This window comes from Microbacterium sp. Leaf161, assembly GCF_001423645.1.
GTDB lineage: Bacteria > Actinomycetota > Actinomycetes > Actinomycetales > Microbacteriaceae > Microbacterium > Microbacterium forte.
Genome location: NZ_LMOW01000003.1, coordinates 55537 through 70545, shown reverse-complemented (window position 1 = coordinate 70545; position 15009 = coordinate 55537). Strand labels below are relative to the sequence as shown.

Genomic DNA, 15009 nt, shown 5'->3' with positions numbered 1-15009 from the left:
AGCGACACGGGCGTGTCGCCCGTTTGCCGTCGAAACCTCAGCCGACGACCACCGCATGCGGCGAAGTGACGTCGATCGTCGACGCCTCAGGGTTGCTGAGCAGGGTCTTCGTGAGCACTTCGCTCTTCATCGGAGAGTCCTCGGAGCTGCCCCAGACGACCGTCAGGCCGCTGCTCAGCGTCAAAGTCACGTCATCGGCCGTCGTCGCACTCACCCCGGTGAGCAGGGCGCGCAGGTCGGCGGGGACGGAACGCACCACGAGACCCGCGCTCTCGAAGGCCGCCGAGTCCGTGCCCCCGTCGATCTCGAGCAGAGGCTGACCTGCAGGCTGATCGGAGGTCGTGGCGAGAGCGACGCCCGCGGCGTCGACGAGGGTGTAGCCGGCGTCCGAGCGGATGACGCCGACCGGCGTGCGCTCGACGATCCGCACGGTGAGGTCGTGAGGCGGCTTCGCCTCGAGCGCATAGGTCTCGATCAGCGGGAATGCCAGCAGAGCGGCCTTGACCTCGCTCGAGTCGACCAGTGCCAGCGGAGTGCCGACCTGCTCCGCCAGCGCCGCCTCGACTGCGGCGGCGTCCAGCGTCGTCGCGCCCAGCACCGTGATCTCCTCGACGGCGAAGAGCGGACTGTACGCGGCCGCGGTCGTGCCGCCGATCAGGAGCACCACGGCGCCGATGGCGCTCAGCCAGATGATGCGGCGCCGACGCGACCGCTGCGTGAACCGCCGGATCTCCGCCCGCAGCGCCCTGCGCCGCGCTCGCGCAGCTCGCCAGACGTCACGCGTGGACGTCGGCCGCTCCCCGACCTCCCCAGCCGCCTCCGCCCCGATCTCGGGTGCCGGCCTCAGGGGTGCGATTCGTCCGTCGGCCGGTTCGTCATGTTCGACGTCTCGCGCGCGCCCCTTGGTTCCCGACTGCGCCCGTCGTCGGGACGCGCCCTCCGCGAGACCCGCGGGAGGCGTCGGAAGCGGAGGCGGACGACGCATCTGCTAGACCTCGGTGGTCCGCAGCGACTCGAGCACCTGCGGGATGATCTGGTAGACATTGCCGCAGCCGAGAGTGACGACGAAGTCGCCCTCGCGGGCCACCGTCGCCGTGTAATCGGCCGCCTGCTGCCAGTCGGCCACGAAATGCACGTGCGACGGGTCGCGGAACGCGCCGCTCACCAGTTCGCCGGTGACGCCGGGAACAGGATCCTCCCGGGCGCCGTAGACGTCGAGCACGACCGTGTGGTCGGCGTACGTCTCGAGCACGTCTGCGAACTCACGGAACATGTGCTGCGTGCGCGAGTAGGTGTGCGGCTGCTGGATGGCGATGATCCTGCCCGAGCCGGCGATCGATCGCATCGCCTCGAGTGCCGCGCGCACCTCCGTCGGGTGGTGCGAGTAGTCGTCGTAGACCGTGACACCGCGCTCGACGCCGTGCTGCTCGAGGCGACGGACCGTGCCGGCGAACCCCTCGACGGCGCGCGCGGACTCAGCCAGACCGAAGCCCACCGAGAGGAGGACGGCGATGGCGCCTGCCGCGTTGATCGCGTTGTGCACGCCCGGCACGGCGAGCTGCAGGCGCACGCTCTCCGATCCCCGACTCACCGTGGCCGCGACGGGCCCGTCCGTCACGATGTCGGTCACGCGGACATCCGCACCCTCCGCCTGCCCGAAGGTCATGACGTTCGGGTGCGAGAGGCCCGCTCCCACGCGCAGCGCACCGGGGTCGTCACTCGAGATGACGACGGCCTCCGTCGCTGCGTCGGCGAAGCGCACGAATGCATCGTGGAATGCCTCGTCCGACCCGTAGTGGTCCAGGTGATCGGGGTCGACGTTCGTGATGAGAGCGACGGCGGTGTCGTAGAGCAGGAAGGTGCCGTCGGACTCGTCGGCCTCGATCACGAAGAGCTCACCCGACCCCGTCGCGCTGGAGACGCCGAGCTGTTCGATCACGCCGCCGTTGACGAAGTTCGGGTCGGCGCCGAGCTCCTGCAGCGCGGTCACGATCATGCCGGTCGATGTCGTCTTGCCGTGGGCGCCGGCGACCGAGACGAGCCGCCGCGAGCCGATCAGCCAGTGCAGCGCCTGCGAGCGGTGGATGACGTGCAGCCCGCGCTCCTTGGCGGTGACGAACTCGGGGTTCTCGGGCCAGATCGCCCCGGTGTGGACCACGGTGTCCGCGTCGCCGAGGTGGGCGGCGTCGTGCCCGACGTGCACCACGGCTCCTGCTGCCTCGAGTGCGCGGAGGTTGTCGCTGTCAGCGCGGTCGCTGCCCGACACGCGGATGCCGGCGTCGAGGAACATCTTGGCGAGTCCGCTCATGCCGGACCCTCCGATGCCGATGAAGTGCGCAGAGGAGATCGACTCGGGAATCGGGAGGGAGAGGTCAGGTCTGATCATGTCGGGTTCAGTCTACTTTTCGGTGATGACGTTGCGGCGTCGCGGAGGCGTGTCCAGGGCGATGTCAGGAGGCCCCGAGCGCGCGATCCACCAGGGCGATGAGATTCTCTGTGCCACTGCGGGTGCCGACGTGCCCCGCGGCCGCCTGCATGGCCGCGAGTTGCTGCTGATCCTTCATGACCGGCAGCACGAGGCGGCGCACCGCATCGCCGTCGAAGGTGGCGTCGTCGAGGAGACGGGCAGCCCCGGCGGCCACGGCCGATGCCGCATTCAGTCGCTGCTCGCCGTTGCCCACCGAGTACGGCACGTACAACGCAGGAATCCCCAGCGCGCTGATCTCGCTCACGGTGGCGGCGCCGGATCTCGCGACGATGAGGTCGGCCAGGGCGAACGCGAGATCCATCCGATCGACATAGCGACGCATCGCGTACCCGGGCACCTCGGGGTCCGCGAGATCGCTTCGTTCGCCCGTGACGTGCAGCAGCTGCCACCCGGCGGCCAGGATGTCGCCCCACGAGTCGGCGATGGCCTCGTTCAGCCGTTGAGCGCCGAGCGAGCCGCCGAAGACGAGAAGAACCGGGCGAGCAGGGTCGAGCCCGAAGCTCGCGGCGGCTTCGTCGCGAAGAGCCGCGCGGTCGAGCTCGATGACCTCTCGTCGCAGCGGCATGCCCACCACCTCGCCGCCTCGCAGGGGTGTGCCCGCGAAGGCCACTCCCGTGGCAGCGGCCCGACGCGCACCGAGCACGTTCGCGAGGCCCGGCTTCGCGTTGGCCTCATGCACGACGAAGGGCACGCCCTCACGGCGCGCCGCGACGTAGGCGGGGGCGGAGGCGTAGCCCCCGAATCCGACGACGACGTCGACGCCATGAGCGCGGATGTGATCGCGCACCTGAGCGATCGCTCGGCGGAACCGGGCCGGGAACATGGCGGCCTGCCTGTCGGGACGCCGAGGGAACGGGACCTTGTCTACGACGAGCAGCTCATAGCCCCTGGCCGGGACGAGACGGGACTCGAGCCCCTCGGCCGTTCCCAGCACCAGGACGGCGGCCTCCGCGTCGCGGGCGCGCAGCGCGTCAGCGACGGCGAGCAGGGGGTTCACATGACCGGCGGTTCCACCGCCGGCGAGAAGGTACGTGGTCACCGTGTGACCTTACCCCGCCCTGCTGAAGCGGCTCGTCCAGCCGAACGTGCCTCGGCGACGGGGATGGTGCGCGCGAAGGAAAGCAGCACTCCGCAGGCGATGAGAACAGCCAGCAGCGCCGTGCCGCCCTGCGACATGAAGGGCAGCGGAACGCCCATGACGGGGAACAGCCCGATCACGACACCGATGTTGAAGACGGCCTGACCGGTGATCCACACGGTGATGCCGCCGGCCGCGACGCGGATGAACGGGTCTGCCGTCTTGCGGATGATGTGGAAGGCGCCGACGGTGAAGAGTGTGAACAGGGCCAGCACGACGATGCAGCCGATCAGGCCCAGTTCCTCACCGACGATCGCGAAGATGAAGTCGTTGCCGGCGGCGGGGAGCCAGCCGTACTTCTCCTGCGAGTTGCCGAGGCCCACCCCGAAGATGCCGCCCGAGGCCATGCCCCAGATCCCGTGGATCGACTGATAGCAGTCGCCCGTGTAGGCCGTCATGTCGGAGCATGTCGCGGTGATGCGCCGCATACGGTCAGGGCTGGTGACGGCCAGGGCGATGACGGCGACGACCCCGAGCAGCACCGGCAGGATGAACAGCCGGAGCTTCACGCCCGAGAAGAAGAGGCAGCCGAGCAGGATGATGACCAGCACCATCGCGGTGCCCAGGTCCTTGCCCGCTATGACCGTCCCGATCGCCAGCGCGCCGACGGGCACCACCGGTATGAAGACCTGGTGCCAGGTGCCGAGCATGGTCTGCTTGCGCAGCAGGACGTACCCGATCCACAGCGCAAGGGCGAGCTTGAGGAACTCGGAGGGCTGCAGGGTGAACCCTGCGATCATGATCCAGTTGCGGTTTCCACCGTCCTCGATGCCGAGCGGCGTGAACACGAGGAGCTGCAGTGCGATGGCGCCGAACAGTGCCGGCCACGCCATGCGCTTGAGGAAAGCGATCGGAAGTCGTGAGATCAGGAACATCAGCGGCACGCCGAGCACCGCGAAGATCCCCTGACGCAGAGCGCCGTCCATCGGGTTCTCCCCCTTGGACACGGCGGTAGCGCTCGTCGCCGAGAGCACCATCACGAGACCGAAGATGGTCAGCATCAGCGCGGCAGATGCGATCATCAGGAATTCGGTCGAGACCGGAGTGAAACGACGACCGAGCGACACTCTGGCGGCGAGGCCCCCTGAGCCGGTGCTGCTCGGGTCAGAGCGGTGGGGGCGTTCGACCTGTGTCATCGGCGCTCCCCCGGTCTATCCAGTCCTGCACCGCTTCGGCGAAGCGGTGTCCTCGATCCGCATAGCTGGAGAACTGATCGAAGGAGGCCGCTGCGGGGGCCAGCAGGACTGTGCCCTCGTCTTCGACGATCCCCGCGGCGATCTCCACCACGCGACTCATGACCTGACCAGTCTCGCCAGCATCCACCTCGAACACCGGAACCTGCGGCGCGTGTCGCTCGAATGCCGCGACAACGGCTGCGCGCTCCACTCCGATGACCACGGCTGCACGGGCGGTCGTCCCGGCCGTCGCGACCAGGTCGGCGATGTCGACTCCCTTGAGGTCACCACCGACGACCCAGACCGCACCGGGGTAGGCGCGGAGCGACGAGGCGGCCGCATGGGGGTTGGTCGCCTTGGAGTCGTCCACCCAGGTGACGCCGCGGTGCCGGGCGATGATCTGAATCCGATGCTCGTCGAGTCGGAAGGACTGCAGAGCGGAGTGGATGGCCTCGGGCTCGACTCCCAACGAGCGGGCGAGCGCACTCGCCGCCAGGATGTTCTGCACGATGTGCGGCGCGGCGAGACCTGCTTCCTGGAGGTCCGCGACGGTCGTGATCTCGAGCGCGCTTCGTGCCCGGTCGTCCAGGAATGCGCGATCGACGATCAGCCCCTCCACCACACCGATGTCGCTCGGACCGGGGATGCCGAGATCGAAGCCGATCGCGCGCGCCCCATCGACGACCTCGGCCTCCTCGACCATGATCCTGGTCGCTTCGTCCGCCTTGTTGTAGACGCAGGCGACGCGGGTGTTGCGGTAGACGAGTGCTTTCGCGTCCCGGTACGCCCGCGCGCTCCCGTGCCACACCAGGTGGTCGTCCGCGAGGTTCAGGCACACCGAGGCATGCGGATACAGTTCGCCTTCGGCCTGGGACAGCCCGAGGTACCAGAGTTGATGACTCGAGAGTTCGACGACGAGAGCATCGAAGCCCGCCGGGTCGCGCACCGCGTCGAGCACCGGCACTCCGATGTTGCCGCAGGGTGCTGCACGCAGCCCCCCTTCGACCAGCAGCGAGGCGGTCAGCTGCGTCGTGGTGGTCTTGCCGTTGGTGCCCGTGATGAGCACCCAGTCGGCCGGAGTGCCATCCGGGCGCGGCACCTTGTCACGCACGCGCCAGGCGAGCTCGACGTCACCCCAGAGCGCGATGCCGGATTCCTGTGCCCAGCGGATCACGGGGTGCGACGGAGCGAACCCGGGAGACGCGATGACGACCTCCGGTGCGAATTCCGTCAGCGCCTCGGGAACCTGATCGAGAGGACCGAGCTCGAGTCGGGCACCGATCACCGGCAGGAGCTTGGCGTACTCCTCCTCGGCCGATTCGGCCAGCACGAGCACGTCCGCGCCGAGTTCGGTGAGCGTGTCGGCCACCGAGAACCCGGTCATCGAGAGCCCGAGCACGGCGACGCGCAGGTCAGACCAGTCGGAGTTCCAGCTCGTGAGCGTCGTGAGCCTCGTCTCAGTCGACACGCGTCAGCCACTCCACGTAGAACAGACCGACCGCCGAGATGGCGAGGAGTCCGGCGATGATCCACATGCGGACCACGATCGTCACCTCTGACCATCCGCGCATCTCGAGATGGTGGTGGAACGGACTCATCAGGAACAGTCGCTTTCCGCGGGTGATCTTGAAGTACGCGCGCTGGAGGATCACAGACCCGGAGGCGAGGACGAAGACGCCGGCGATCACGAGAAGCAGAAGCTCGGTGCGGGTGAGGATCGCCATCGCGGTGATGACGCCTCCGATCGCCATGGAGCCGACATCGCCCATGAACACCTTCGCCTTGGGAGCGTTCCACCAGAGGAAGCCGATCAGGCTCGCGGCGAACGACGCGGCGATGATCGCCAGGCTGAACGGATCGCGGACCTCGTAGCATCCGCCCAGCGCTGCGGTCTCGACCCCCTCGCCCACGCACGACTGCTTGAACTGCCAGAACGCGATCAGGCTGTAGGCACCGACGACGATGACCCCGGCGCCCGCGGCGAGACCGTCGAGTCCATCCGTGAGGTTGACGCTGTTCGAGGTCGCGACGCCGATGACGGAGATCCACAGCAGATACAGCGCCCACCCGAGGATCGCGGTGAAGGCGAAGAGGTTCAACCAGGGGATGTCGCGGAAGAGCGAGATCGAACCGGATGCCGGGGTCTGATCGAACGCGTTCGGGAAGTTCAGGGCGACGATGCCGAACGGGATGATCACGACGAGCTGACCGATGATCTTGCGCCAGCCCGAGAGTCCGAGGCTGCGCTGGCTGCGCACCTTCATGTAGTCGTCGATGAAGCCGACGGCTCCGAAGCCCACCATCAGCCAGATGACGAGAAGCGCGGACAGCGCGGGGGTGCCCCCGCCGACGTACGTGCCGGTGAAGTAGCCGACCATGGTGCCGACGATGAAGATGACGCCGCCCATGGTGGGCGTTCCGCGCTTCGCCTCGTGGTTCGGGTTCTCGATCGCCTCGGGCGTGCGGATGACCTGGCCCCAGCCCCACTTCCGGAAGAGCCGGAGGAAGACGGGAGTCAGAAAGAGTGTGAAGGCGAGCGAGATGGCAGCCGCCATGATGAGAGATCTCACGAGAACAATTCTCCCAGACGATCGCCGAGGTGCCGGAGGCCCACGGAATTGGAGGACTTCACGAGCACGCGGTCGCCGTCTCGGAGTTCGGTGCGCAGGTAGTCGAACGCTGCGTCCTGGTCGGGGAAGAAGATGGCCTCGCTGTCCCAGGAGCCTTCGCCGATGGCCGAGATGTAGAGCCTGCGGGCCTCGGGGCCCACGACGACGATCCGCTGGATGTTCAGCCGGACGGCCAGCAGTCCGATCCGGTCGTGCTCCTCGCCGGCGGTCTCACCGAGCTCGCTCATGGCGCCGAGCACCGCGACCGTCCGCTCCCCCGGGCCGGTGATCTGGGCGAGAGTGCGCAGCGCCGCCGACATGGAGTCCGGGCTGGCGTTGTAGGCATCGTTGATGATTCGCACCCGGTCGCTGCCCATGGGCTGCATCCGCCAGCGCTCCGCGATCTCGACCGTCTCGAGACGCGCGATGGCGTCAGACGCCGACACGCCCAGAACCCCCGCTGCTGCGATGGCCGCAAGCGCGTTGCCGATGTGGTGCGCGCCGAGCACCCGCAGGCGAAGGGGCAGGCTCTGCCCCGCCGCTTCGATGATGCACGAGGTGCCGGACGCGGTGACCTCGAGGTCGTGGGCCTGCACGTCCGCCGCGGTGCTCTGCCCGAAGCTGACGACCTGCATTCCCCGCGACCGCGCGAGCTCGCCCATGGCGGCCACACGGGAGTCGTCGATGTTGAGCACAGCGGTGCCTTCGGGCCTCGCAGCGGCCACGAGCTCGGACTTGGCCTTGGCCGTCGCCTCGATGCCGCCGAAACCGCCGGCGTGAGCCATGCCGACCATCAGCACCACCGCGATGTCGGGCTCGACGAGTCCGGCGAGGCGGGCGATGCTCCCCGGCGCATCCGCACCGAACTCGCTGACGAGGAAGCGTGTGTCGTATGTGACGCGCAGCATGGTGACCGGCGCGCCGACCTCGTTGTTGTACGAGTTGATGGGCGCGACGGTCTCGCCCTCGTCGGCGAGGATGCGGGCGAGGAAGTTCTTGGTCGTCGTCTTGCCGTTCGACCCGGTGATCCCGACGATCTTGAGGTCACCCGCTGCGCGCACGCGCGCGACGACCTCCCGTGCGAGGTCTGCGAGGGCGACGATGACGTCGGGAACGATGATCTGCGTGATCTCGTCATCGACTGCGTGCTCGACGATCGCGAGCGCAGCACCGGCGGCCAGCGCCGAGCCGACGAATCGATGTCCGTCGGTCTCTGCTCCCGGCTTCGCGACGAAGACGGATCCGGGCACCATGTTTCGCGAGTCGGTGTCGACCACACCGTCGACGACGGTGTCGGCGGTCGAAGAACCGGCGAGGCGGAGATCACCCCCGACGACAGCGGCGATCTCGGCAAGCGACAGGGCGATCATGACGTCTCCAGGCGCGGCAGGGCGCCGTCTATTCGAACTTCGGAAGCAGTGCGTCCATCGGGCTGGAGGACGGCATCACGCGGTAGGTCTTCATGGTCTGGGTCATCGCCTTCTGGAAGGCCGAGGCGGTAGCAGCAGACGATGTAACTCTAGTCGGCTCATCGAGAGTCACCACCACGACGTACTGCGGATCGTCGACCGGAGCGAAGCCCACCATGCTCGTGTAGTACACGCCGGACTTGTATCCGCCGTTGCCGTCTTCGACCTGCGCGGTGCCCGTCTTGCTGGTCACGCGGTAGCCGGGCACCTGAATGCGGTCGGCGTTGCCGCCCTGAACGGCGACGTTCTCGAGCATCCGCGTCAGGTCGGCCGCCGTCTCGGGCTTGATGATCTGCTCGCGCTCAGGAGCATCCGGCGTGACGACGGTTCCGTCCGAGGTAGTGCATGACTCGATTAGGGAGAGTCCGATCTTCTCGCCGCCGTTCGCGATTGCCTGGTACGCGCCCGCAACCTGCGGGGCGGTCACCGTGAAGTGCTGGCCGAACGTGGTCGTGTAAAGCGACTGGTTGTCCCATTCAGCGGCCGGATGCAGCTCACCTGCCGTCTCGTCAGGGAAGCCGATGGTCGTCTTTCCCACTCCGAAACGCTCGAGATAGTCGTGCCGGACGTCGGGGCTCACCATCGTGCCGAACTTCGACAGCGCGACGTTCGAGGAGTCGATGAGTGCGCCGGCGAGGGTGTACTGGAAGGTGGGGTGGACGAACGCGTCGTTGATCACGGCGCCGTTCTCGAACTTCTCGTGCGAGGACGCCGACACCGTCGGAGTCCCCATCGTCACGCCCGCGTTCTCCATGACGGCTGCAGCTGTCACCGCCTTGAACGTCGAGCCTGGCTCGAACCAGCGCGTGAAGAGTTTGCTGCCCCAAGTGTCGGACGACGACGCATCCAGATCGTTGGGGTCCATGGTCGGCCATTCTGCGGCCGCGCGGATCTTTCCGGTGCCGACCTCGACCACGGTGACCGTGCCGCCCTTGGCGCCCTGGGCCTGCGCCTCCTCGGCGATCATCTGCTGCATGTACCACTGCAGATCGCTGTTGATCGTCAGCTGCACGGTGCCGCCGTCGACGGCATCCACCTTGCTCTCGCTGCCGGGGATGACGACGTTGTTCTTGCCGGTGCGGTACGACTCCTCGCCGTCTGTGGGAGCGAGGCACTTCTCGTCCATCTTCTCGACGCCGGCCTGGGCGGTGCCGGCGCCGTCGAGGAAGCCCAGAAGGTTGCCGGCCACGGCCCCGTTCGGATAAACCCGCGTTTCACGCGGGTCGAAGTGAAGGTATGTGAGGCCAGACTCCTTCAGCTCTTTGAGCTCGATGAACTGAGCCGTGCTCAGGCCGGTCTTCAGCTGGTACCACTGCGAGTCCGGATTTGCCGCATTCTGAGCTTCGACGGCTGTGCGCAGCTTCTCGGCGTCGACCCCGGCGATCTCGGCGATGCGCTGAGACGCCTCCGCCCATGGCATCTTCGGCGGATTTTTCTCGTCCGTCTCCAGGAGGTTCATCACCTTGGGATCGATGCTCGCATCGTAGACATTCACACTCTCGGCGAGCACGGCACCGTCCGCGTCGACCACTGATCCCCGCTCGCCCGGGATCGAGGTGCGGTGGGCGATGAACTCGAGCGACTGGGCGACGTGCTCGTCGGCCTTGACCACCTGGATGTCGACGAGACGCACGACGAACGCGGCCAGAATCGCCAGGATCACCGCGAGCGCGACGACCGTGCGTCGCCGCGGCGTGCGGGTTGCTCGTGTCGTCATGGACTCTCTCCGTCAGGTCTCGGTGGTGGGCGGATTCGGCTAGCGGGTGCTCGGGCTCGGAAGCCCATCGGTGATCGCGGGCGGAAGCTCCTGCGCGGGGTGACCCGTCGTCCCTTCTGGGACGGCGTCGTCTGCCGTCGAGGCGTTGACCGGCACGTCGTTCAGCAGGGAGTTGCTCACTGCGCCCGCGCCGTTCGGATCGATCGTCGATGAGCCCGTCGCTCCGGTTCCCTGACCGAACACGGCGCCGTCGCTCAGTCGAAGATAGGACGGAGCCCCTGCCACGACCATGCCGAGGGATGCGGCGCTGGTGGCGAGGGACTGAGGCGAGCTCATCCCGGTGAGGTCCTCCTGCAGGGCGCTGGCGTGCAGGTCCAGCTCGTGCTGCTGCGCCGACAGCCCAGCAAGCACGAACGAGTCCTGCGTGATCGCCAGAGAGAGTCCGATCTGCACGGCTCCGATGATCATGGCCCCGGCCAGTGCCGCGAGCGCGTAGGCGAGCTTCGGCTTGCGGCGGACCGGGGTGTCGGTCACCGGCTCGAGGCGTCGGCGAGGAGCGCGCTCGGGGGCACCGGGCAGTGCGCTGGGCTTCCGTACTGCGACGTTCAGGCTCATGAGCTCTCCCGCACTTTCTCTGCGGCACGCAGTCTGACCGGAATCGCGCGGGGGTTGCGCGCGCGCTCGTCGTCGTCGGCGAGCTCCGCTCCCTTGGTGATGATGCGGAAGCGGGGCGCATGCTCCGGCAGTTCGACGGGCAGACCCCGGGGTGCTGTGGAGGCGGCGCCGGCGGCGAAGGCCTGTTTCACGAGTCGATCCTCGAGAGACTGGTACGACATGACCACGATGCGCCCGCCGACGGCGAGAGCGTCCATGGCAGACGGGATCGCGTCCGCCAGCACGTTGAGCTCGGCGTTCACCTCGATGCGCAGGGCCTGGAAGACGCGCTTGGCAGGGTGCCCGGCACGCTGAGCCGCCGCGGGCGTGGCCGCTTGGAGGATCTCGACGAGTTCACCGGATCGGGTGATCGGCTGCTTCTCGCGTGCGGCGATGATGAACCGCGCGTATCGGCCGGCGAGCTTCTCCTCGCCGTAGCGCTCGAAGATGCGACGCAGGTTGCCCTCGTTGTAGGTCGCGATGACCTCGGCGGCCGTGACGCCCTTCGTCTGATCCATGCGCATGTCGAGCGGGGCGTCCTTGGAGTACGCGAAGCCGCGCTCCGCCTCGTCGAGCTGCAGAGACGAGACGCCGAGATCGAAGAGGATGCCCGCCGCGCCCTGGGCGTGCAGCCCGATCTCGTCGTAGACGGTGTGCACGAGTGTGATCCGGTCCTTGAAGCGGGCGAGCCGCTCCCCCGCGATGCGCAGGGCGTCGGTGTCACGGTCGAGTCCGACGAGACGGATGTGGGGGAACCGCTCGAGCAGCGCCTCGGAGTGACCACCCATGCCGAGGGTGGCATCGACGAGCACCGCTCCGTCGGCCTGAAGCGCGGGAGCGAGGAGCTCGACGCAGCGGTCGAGCAGAACGGGGGTGTGGATGTCGCGGAGGTTCATGATCTCTCTCGGGTGACCTCTGTGTGTCGGTGACCAGGGCCCTGATCCCCCTCCGCTTCACGACCCGGCACCGGGGAAGTGTGTCGGGGCAGGAGCGGCGGGGCATCACAGCCGTGGTCAGAAGAGTCCCGGAATCACCTCCTGCTCGAGATCGGAGTAGGTCTCCTCGCCGGCTGCGAGGTAGTTGTTCCAGCTCTCGGCATCCCAGATCTCGGCGTGGGCGCCGACTCCGGTGACGATGAGTTCCTTTTGCAAGCCCGCGTACTGACGGAGGTGCACGGGGATGGTGATGCGGTTCTGGCTGTCTGGCATCTCCGCACTCGCACCGGAGAGGAACAGGCGCATGAAGTCACGCGCCTGCTTGTTCGCGAGCGGCGCCTGACGGATCCGTTCGTGCATCGCCTCGAACTCGGCCGTGCTGAAGACGTAGAGGCAGCGTTCCTGCCCTCTGGTGACGACGATGCCGCCACCGAGGTCTTCGCGGAACTTCGCGGGAAGGATGACCCGTCCCTTGTCGTCCAACTTCGGAGAATGCGTTCCCAGCAACATCAGCCATCACCCCCTCTCCGTCCGGCCAACTCGAGGTGCGCCCCACTTTACTCCACTTTCCTCCACAAACCTACGGTCAATCCGCAGCCAGGCGCTGCGAGAGCGTCAGTGCGCGCAAAGAAACCGCGAGATCACGCGGCTTCTCAGAGTGGAGGGAGGTGGAGCGCCAGTGGAGGACCAGCGCAGGGTCGGTACGCCGGTGTCCAATCCCACAGCTCTCCGTGGATTCAGCGCCCGAACACGACGAAGGCCCGGATGCACAGAGCATCCGGGCCTTCGAGGAAGTGGTGGAGTCAGTTGCCGTCTTGGCGGCGATCCCATCGATCGTTCATGCGATCCATGAAGGATGCCGAACTGCGCTGCTTGGGTGCGCGCTCGCGCGGGACTGCAGAGAGCGGCTTCCGAACGGGGGTCACGGCGATCATGACGCCCCCGAGCATGGCGGCGAATCCGATGACGCCGACCACGACGCCCCAGACGTCACCGAGCACGACTCCGACGATCAGTCCGCCTACCCCGGCGAGGAGCAGAAGAGCTCCGTAGACGAGGTTGCGGTAGCTGAGAGCTCGATCGCCTGACGGCGCACTGACGACATCGGCGTCGTTGTGGAGGAGATGGCGTTCCATCTCATCGAGCAGACGCTGCTCCTGTTCGGAGAGTGGCATTTCGTCCCCCTCGGGTATTCGTCCGTCCATTCTACGCGCGGTATGCCGCTGCGGGCTAGCAGTAAGGGCCTCCGTTGGCTTTACGTATGCTGGGAGTCGTGCCGACCCCCTCCTTCGTCTCCGACGCCGTCGCCGCACGCCTGCGGCTGTTCCTCGACCGGATGCGGGGCGAGTCCGCCGACTACGGCGCTGATGCCGAGGGTCTGATCGATTCGGCCGCCGACACTCTCGTGGGCGGCAAGCGACTGCGCGCCCGTTTCTGTCATGCAGGCTGGCAGGCCGTCGCACGCTTCGGCGATCGCGACGCCGAGGAGTCCGCGGCCCTCTGGGATGTCTGCGCAGCTCTGGAGATCTTCCAGTCCGCGGCGCTGGTGCACGACGACCTGATCGACAACTCCGATACTCGGCGCGGCCGGCCGGCCGCTCACCGCGCCCTGGAGAGCGCCCATGTCGGCGCAGGGTGGCGCGGGGACCCGGCGGCGTTCGGTCGCTCGTCGGCGATCCTCCTCGGCGACCTGCTGGTGGCCTGGAGCGACGACCTTCTCGAGGACGCGATCGAACCGCTCCCCCATGCCGCGGCGGTTCGACGAGAGTACGGCCGCATGCGCCGAGATGTCACCGTCGGCCAGTTCCTCGACATCGCCGAGGAGTCCGCCTGGAGCGTTCATGCCACCGACTCGCACGTCGAGCGCGCCCTGCGGGTGGTCTCGTTCAAGTCCGCGCGGTACAGCATCGAGCAGCCGCTGGTTCTCGGCGCGGCGATCGCAGATGCCGACGACGATCAGCTCCTGGCCCTCCGCCGGTTCGGTCATCCGGTCGGGATGGCGTTTCAGCTTCGCGATGACCTGCTCGGCGTCTACGGCGATGCCGCGGTCACAGGCAAGCCTGCGGGCGACGACCTGCGCGAGGGCAAGCGCACGGTGCTCGTCGCCCTCACGAGGCAGACGCTCGACACGTCGGCCCGCAACCTGTTCGATGAGATGCTCGGCGATCCCGAGCTCACGGCAGAGCAGGTCGCGTTCCTGCAGGCGACCATCACGGCATCCGGCGCTCTCGAGCGCGTGGAGCGGATGATCGAGGATTATGCACGGGAAGCCGATCGGGCGCTCTCCGGAGCGCGACTCGACAATGCGGCTGTCGGCGACCTCCGGGATCTCGCACGCGCGGCGACGGTGCGATCGGCCTGAGATCGGGGCCGACTGCGGGCGGTGGCGTCCGCTCGGTTCAGGCGAGGGTTCGGGCGACCCTGCGGACGGCGCTCTTGTGCCCGGCGAGAAGCGCGTCGATCGGCGAGCGACCCAGTTCGTCGTCGGGAGCGAGAAGCCAGTCGATGACTTCGTCATCGGTGAAGCCTGCGTCCTGCAGGACGATGATCGTGCCGCGCAGCGAAGACAGCGGGTGGTCATCGACGATGAACACCGACGGAACCGCGAACACGCCGGAGCGACGCGATCCGATGAGGTAATGCTCGTCGATCAGCCGACGCACGCGGCCCAGCGTCTCATCGAGCACGTCGACGAGATCCGGCATGGTCAGCCACTCGGTGGCGGTGACGCCGGAGGTGCTCACAGCGTTCTCGGACGCGGCCCCGGACTGCGGGGTTTCGGAGGGGTTGCTTTCAGACGACACAGACACCTTGCAACTATCTC

The 15009-nt window shown here is 67.7% G+C and carries 14 protein-coding genes; 1 reads left to right on the top strand and 13 read right to left on the bottom strand.

Annotated features, from left to right (window positions below):
- Positions 1-37: 37 nt before the first annotated feature.
- The 12 genes from ASF87_RS15535 to ASF87_RS15480 all read right to left on the bottom strand — a co-directional run bounded on the left by ASF87_RS15535 (position 38) and on the right by ASF87_RS15480 (position 13360).
- The gene (locus tag ASF87_RS15535; protein ID WP_056377169.1) at positions 38-985 is read right to left on the bottom strand and encodes an FtsQ-type POTRA domain-containing protein; all 948 of its coding nucleotides are present in this window, start codon (positions 983-985) and stop codon (positions 38-40) included.
- Positions 986-988: 3 nt separating this feature from the next.
- On the bottom strand, positions 989-2386 hold the full coding sequence (gene murC, locus ASF87_RS15530; RefSeq protein ID WP_056377167.1) for a UDP-N-acetylmuramate--L-alanine ligase: 1398 nt from the start codon (positions 2384-2386) through the stop codon (positions 989-991).
- A gap of 64 nt (positions 2387-2450) precedes the next feature.
- Positions 2451-3527 (bottom strand): UDP-N-acetylglucosamine--N-acetylmuramyl-(pentapeptide) pyrophosphoryl-undecaprenol N-acetylglucosamine transferase, encoded by a 1077-nt coding sequence (locus ASF87_RS15525; RefSeq protein ID WP_056377164.1) that lies wholly within the window; start codon positions 3525-3527, stop codon positions 2451-2453.
- The gene (ftsW, locus tag ASF87_RS15520) at positions 3524-4762 is read right to left on the bottom strand and encodes a putative lipid II flippase FtsW (protein ID WP_056377163.1); all 1239 of its coding nucleotides are present in this window, start codon (positions 4760-4762) and stop codon (positions 3524-3526) included. The genes ASF87_RS15525 and ftsW overlap by 4 nt, the downstream gene beginning before the upstream one ends.
- Positions 4731-6269, bottom strand: a complete 1539-nt coding sequence (gene murD / locus ASF87_RS15515; protein WP_056377161.1) for a UDP-N-acetylmuramoyl-L-alanine--D-glutamate ligase — start codon at positions 6267-6269, stop codon at positions 4731-4733. The genes ftsW and murD overlap by 32 nt, the downstream gene beginning before the upstream one ends.
- Positions 6259-7371 carry a phospho-N-acetylmuramoyl-pentapeptide-transferase gene (gene mraY / locus ASF87_RS15510; protein WP_056377159.1) on the bottom strand — a complete coding sequence of 371 codons (1113 nt, stop codon included), beginning with the start codon at positions 7369-7371 and terminating at the stop codon, positions 6259-6261. The genes murD and mraY overlap by 11 nt, the downstream gene beginning before the upstream one ends.
- Positions 7368-8780 carry a UDP-N-acetylmuramoyl-tripeptide--D-alanyl-D-alanine ligase gene (locus ASF87_RS15505; RefSeq protein WP_042538446.1) on the bottom strand — a complete coding sequence of 471 codons (1413 nt, stop codon included), beginning with the start codon at positions 8778-8780 and terminating at the stop codon, positions 7368-7370. The genes mraY and ASF87_RS15505 overlap by 4 nt, the downstream gene beginning before the upstream one ends.
- A gap of 28 nt (positions 8781-8808) precedes the next feature.
- Positions 8809-10596 (bottom strand): peptidoglycan D,D-transpeptidase FtsI family protein, encoded by a 1788-nt coding sequence (locus tag ASF87_RS15500; RefSeq protein ID WP_056377157.1) that lies wholly within the window; start codon positions 10594-10596, stop codon positions 8809-8811.
- Positions 10597-10635: 39 nt separating this feature from the next.
- Complete coding sequence (locus ASF87_RS15495) at positions 10636-11211, bottom strand: hypothetical protein (RefSeq protein ID WP_056377154.1); 576 nt, start codon at positions 11209-11211, stop codon at positions 10636-10638.
- Positions 11208-12146 carry a 16S rRNA (cytosine(1402)-N(4))-methyltransferase RsmH gene (gene rsmH / locus ASF87_RS15490; RefSeq protein ID WP_042538452.1) on the bottom strand — a complete coding sequence of 313 codons (939 nt, stop codon included), beginning with the start codon at positions 12144-12146 and terminating at the stop codon, positions 11208-11210. The genes ASF87_RS15495 and rsmH overlap by 4 nt, the downstream gene beginning before the upstream one ends.
- 117 nt (positions 12147-12263) lie before the next feature.
- Positions 12264-12695, bottom strand: coding sequence for a division/cell wall cluster transcriptional repressor MraZ (mraZ, locus tag ASF87_RS15485; protein ID WP_042538455.1), 432 nt, complete (start codon positions 12693-12695; stop codon positions 12264-12266).
- Between the two features lie 293 nt (positions 12696-12988).
- Positions 12989-13360 carry a DUF3040 domain-containing protein gene (locus tag ASF87_RS15480; protein WP_042538457.1) on the bottom strand — a complete coding sequence of 124 codons (372 nt, stop codon included), beginning with the start codon at positions 13358-13360 and terminating at the stop codon, positions 12989-12991.
- 161 nt (positions 13361-13521) lie between these two features.
- On the opposite strand from ASF87_RS15480, the gene ASF87_RS15475 reads away from it, so the two are divergent.
- Positions 13522-14547: a polyprenyl synthetase family protein gene (locus ASF87_RS15475; protein WP_442922280.1), complete on the top strand. Its 1026-nt coding sequence runs from the start codon at positions 13522-13524 to the stop codon at positions 14545-14547.
- 37 nt (positions 14548-14584) lie between these two features.
- Here the strand turns inward: ASF87_RS15475 and ASF87_RS15470 are convergent, their stop codons facing one another.
- Positions 14585-14929, bottom strand: a complete 345-nt coding sequence (locus tag ASF87_RS15470; protein WP_327037350.1) for an Rv2175c family DNA-binding protein — start codon at positions 14927-14929, stop codon at positions 14585-14587.
- Between the last annotated feature and the right edge of the window lie 80 nt (positions 14930-15009).

Coding starts and splice junctions, on each gene's coding strand:
- ASF87_RS15535 (WP_056377169.1), bottom strand. CDS start 985: ATGCGTCGTCCGCCTCCGCTTCCGACGCCTCCCGCGGGTCTCGCGGAG.
- murC (WP_056377167.1), bottom strand. CDS start 2,386: ATGATCAGACCTGACCTCTCCCTCCCGATTCCCGAGTCGATCTCCTCT.
- ftsW (WP_056377163.1), bottom strand. CDS start 4,762: ATGACACAGGTCGAACGCCCCCACCGCTCTGACCCGAGCAGCACCGGC.
- ASF87_RS15505 (WP_042538446.1), bottom strand. CDS start 8,780: ATGATCGCCCTGTCGCTTGCCGAGATCGCCGCTGTCGTCGGGGGTGAT.
- ASF87_RS15500 (WP_056377157.1), bottom strand. CDS start 10,596: ATGACGACACGAGCAACCCGCACGCCGCGGCGACGCACGGTCGTCGCG.
- ASF87_RS15495 (WP_056377154.1), bottom strand. CDS start 11,211: ATGAGCCTGAACGTCGCAGTACGGAAGCCCAGCGCACTGCCCGGTGCC.
- rsmH (WP_042538452.1), bottom strand. CDS start 12,146: ATGAACCTCCGCGACATCCACACCCCCGTTCTGCTCGACCGCTGCGTC.
- mraZ (WP_042538455.1), bottom strand. CDS start 12,695: ATGTTGCTGGGAACGCATTCTCCGAAGTTGGACGACAAGGGACGGGTC.
- ASF87_RS15480 (WP_042538457.1), bottom strand. CDS start 13,360: ATGCCACTCTCCGAACAGGAGCAGCGTCTGCTCGATGAGATGGAACGC.
- ASF87_RS15475 (WP_442922280.1), top strand. CDS start 13,522: ATGCGGGGCGAGTCCGCCGACTACGGCGCTGATGCCGAGGGTCTGATC.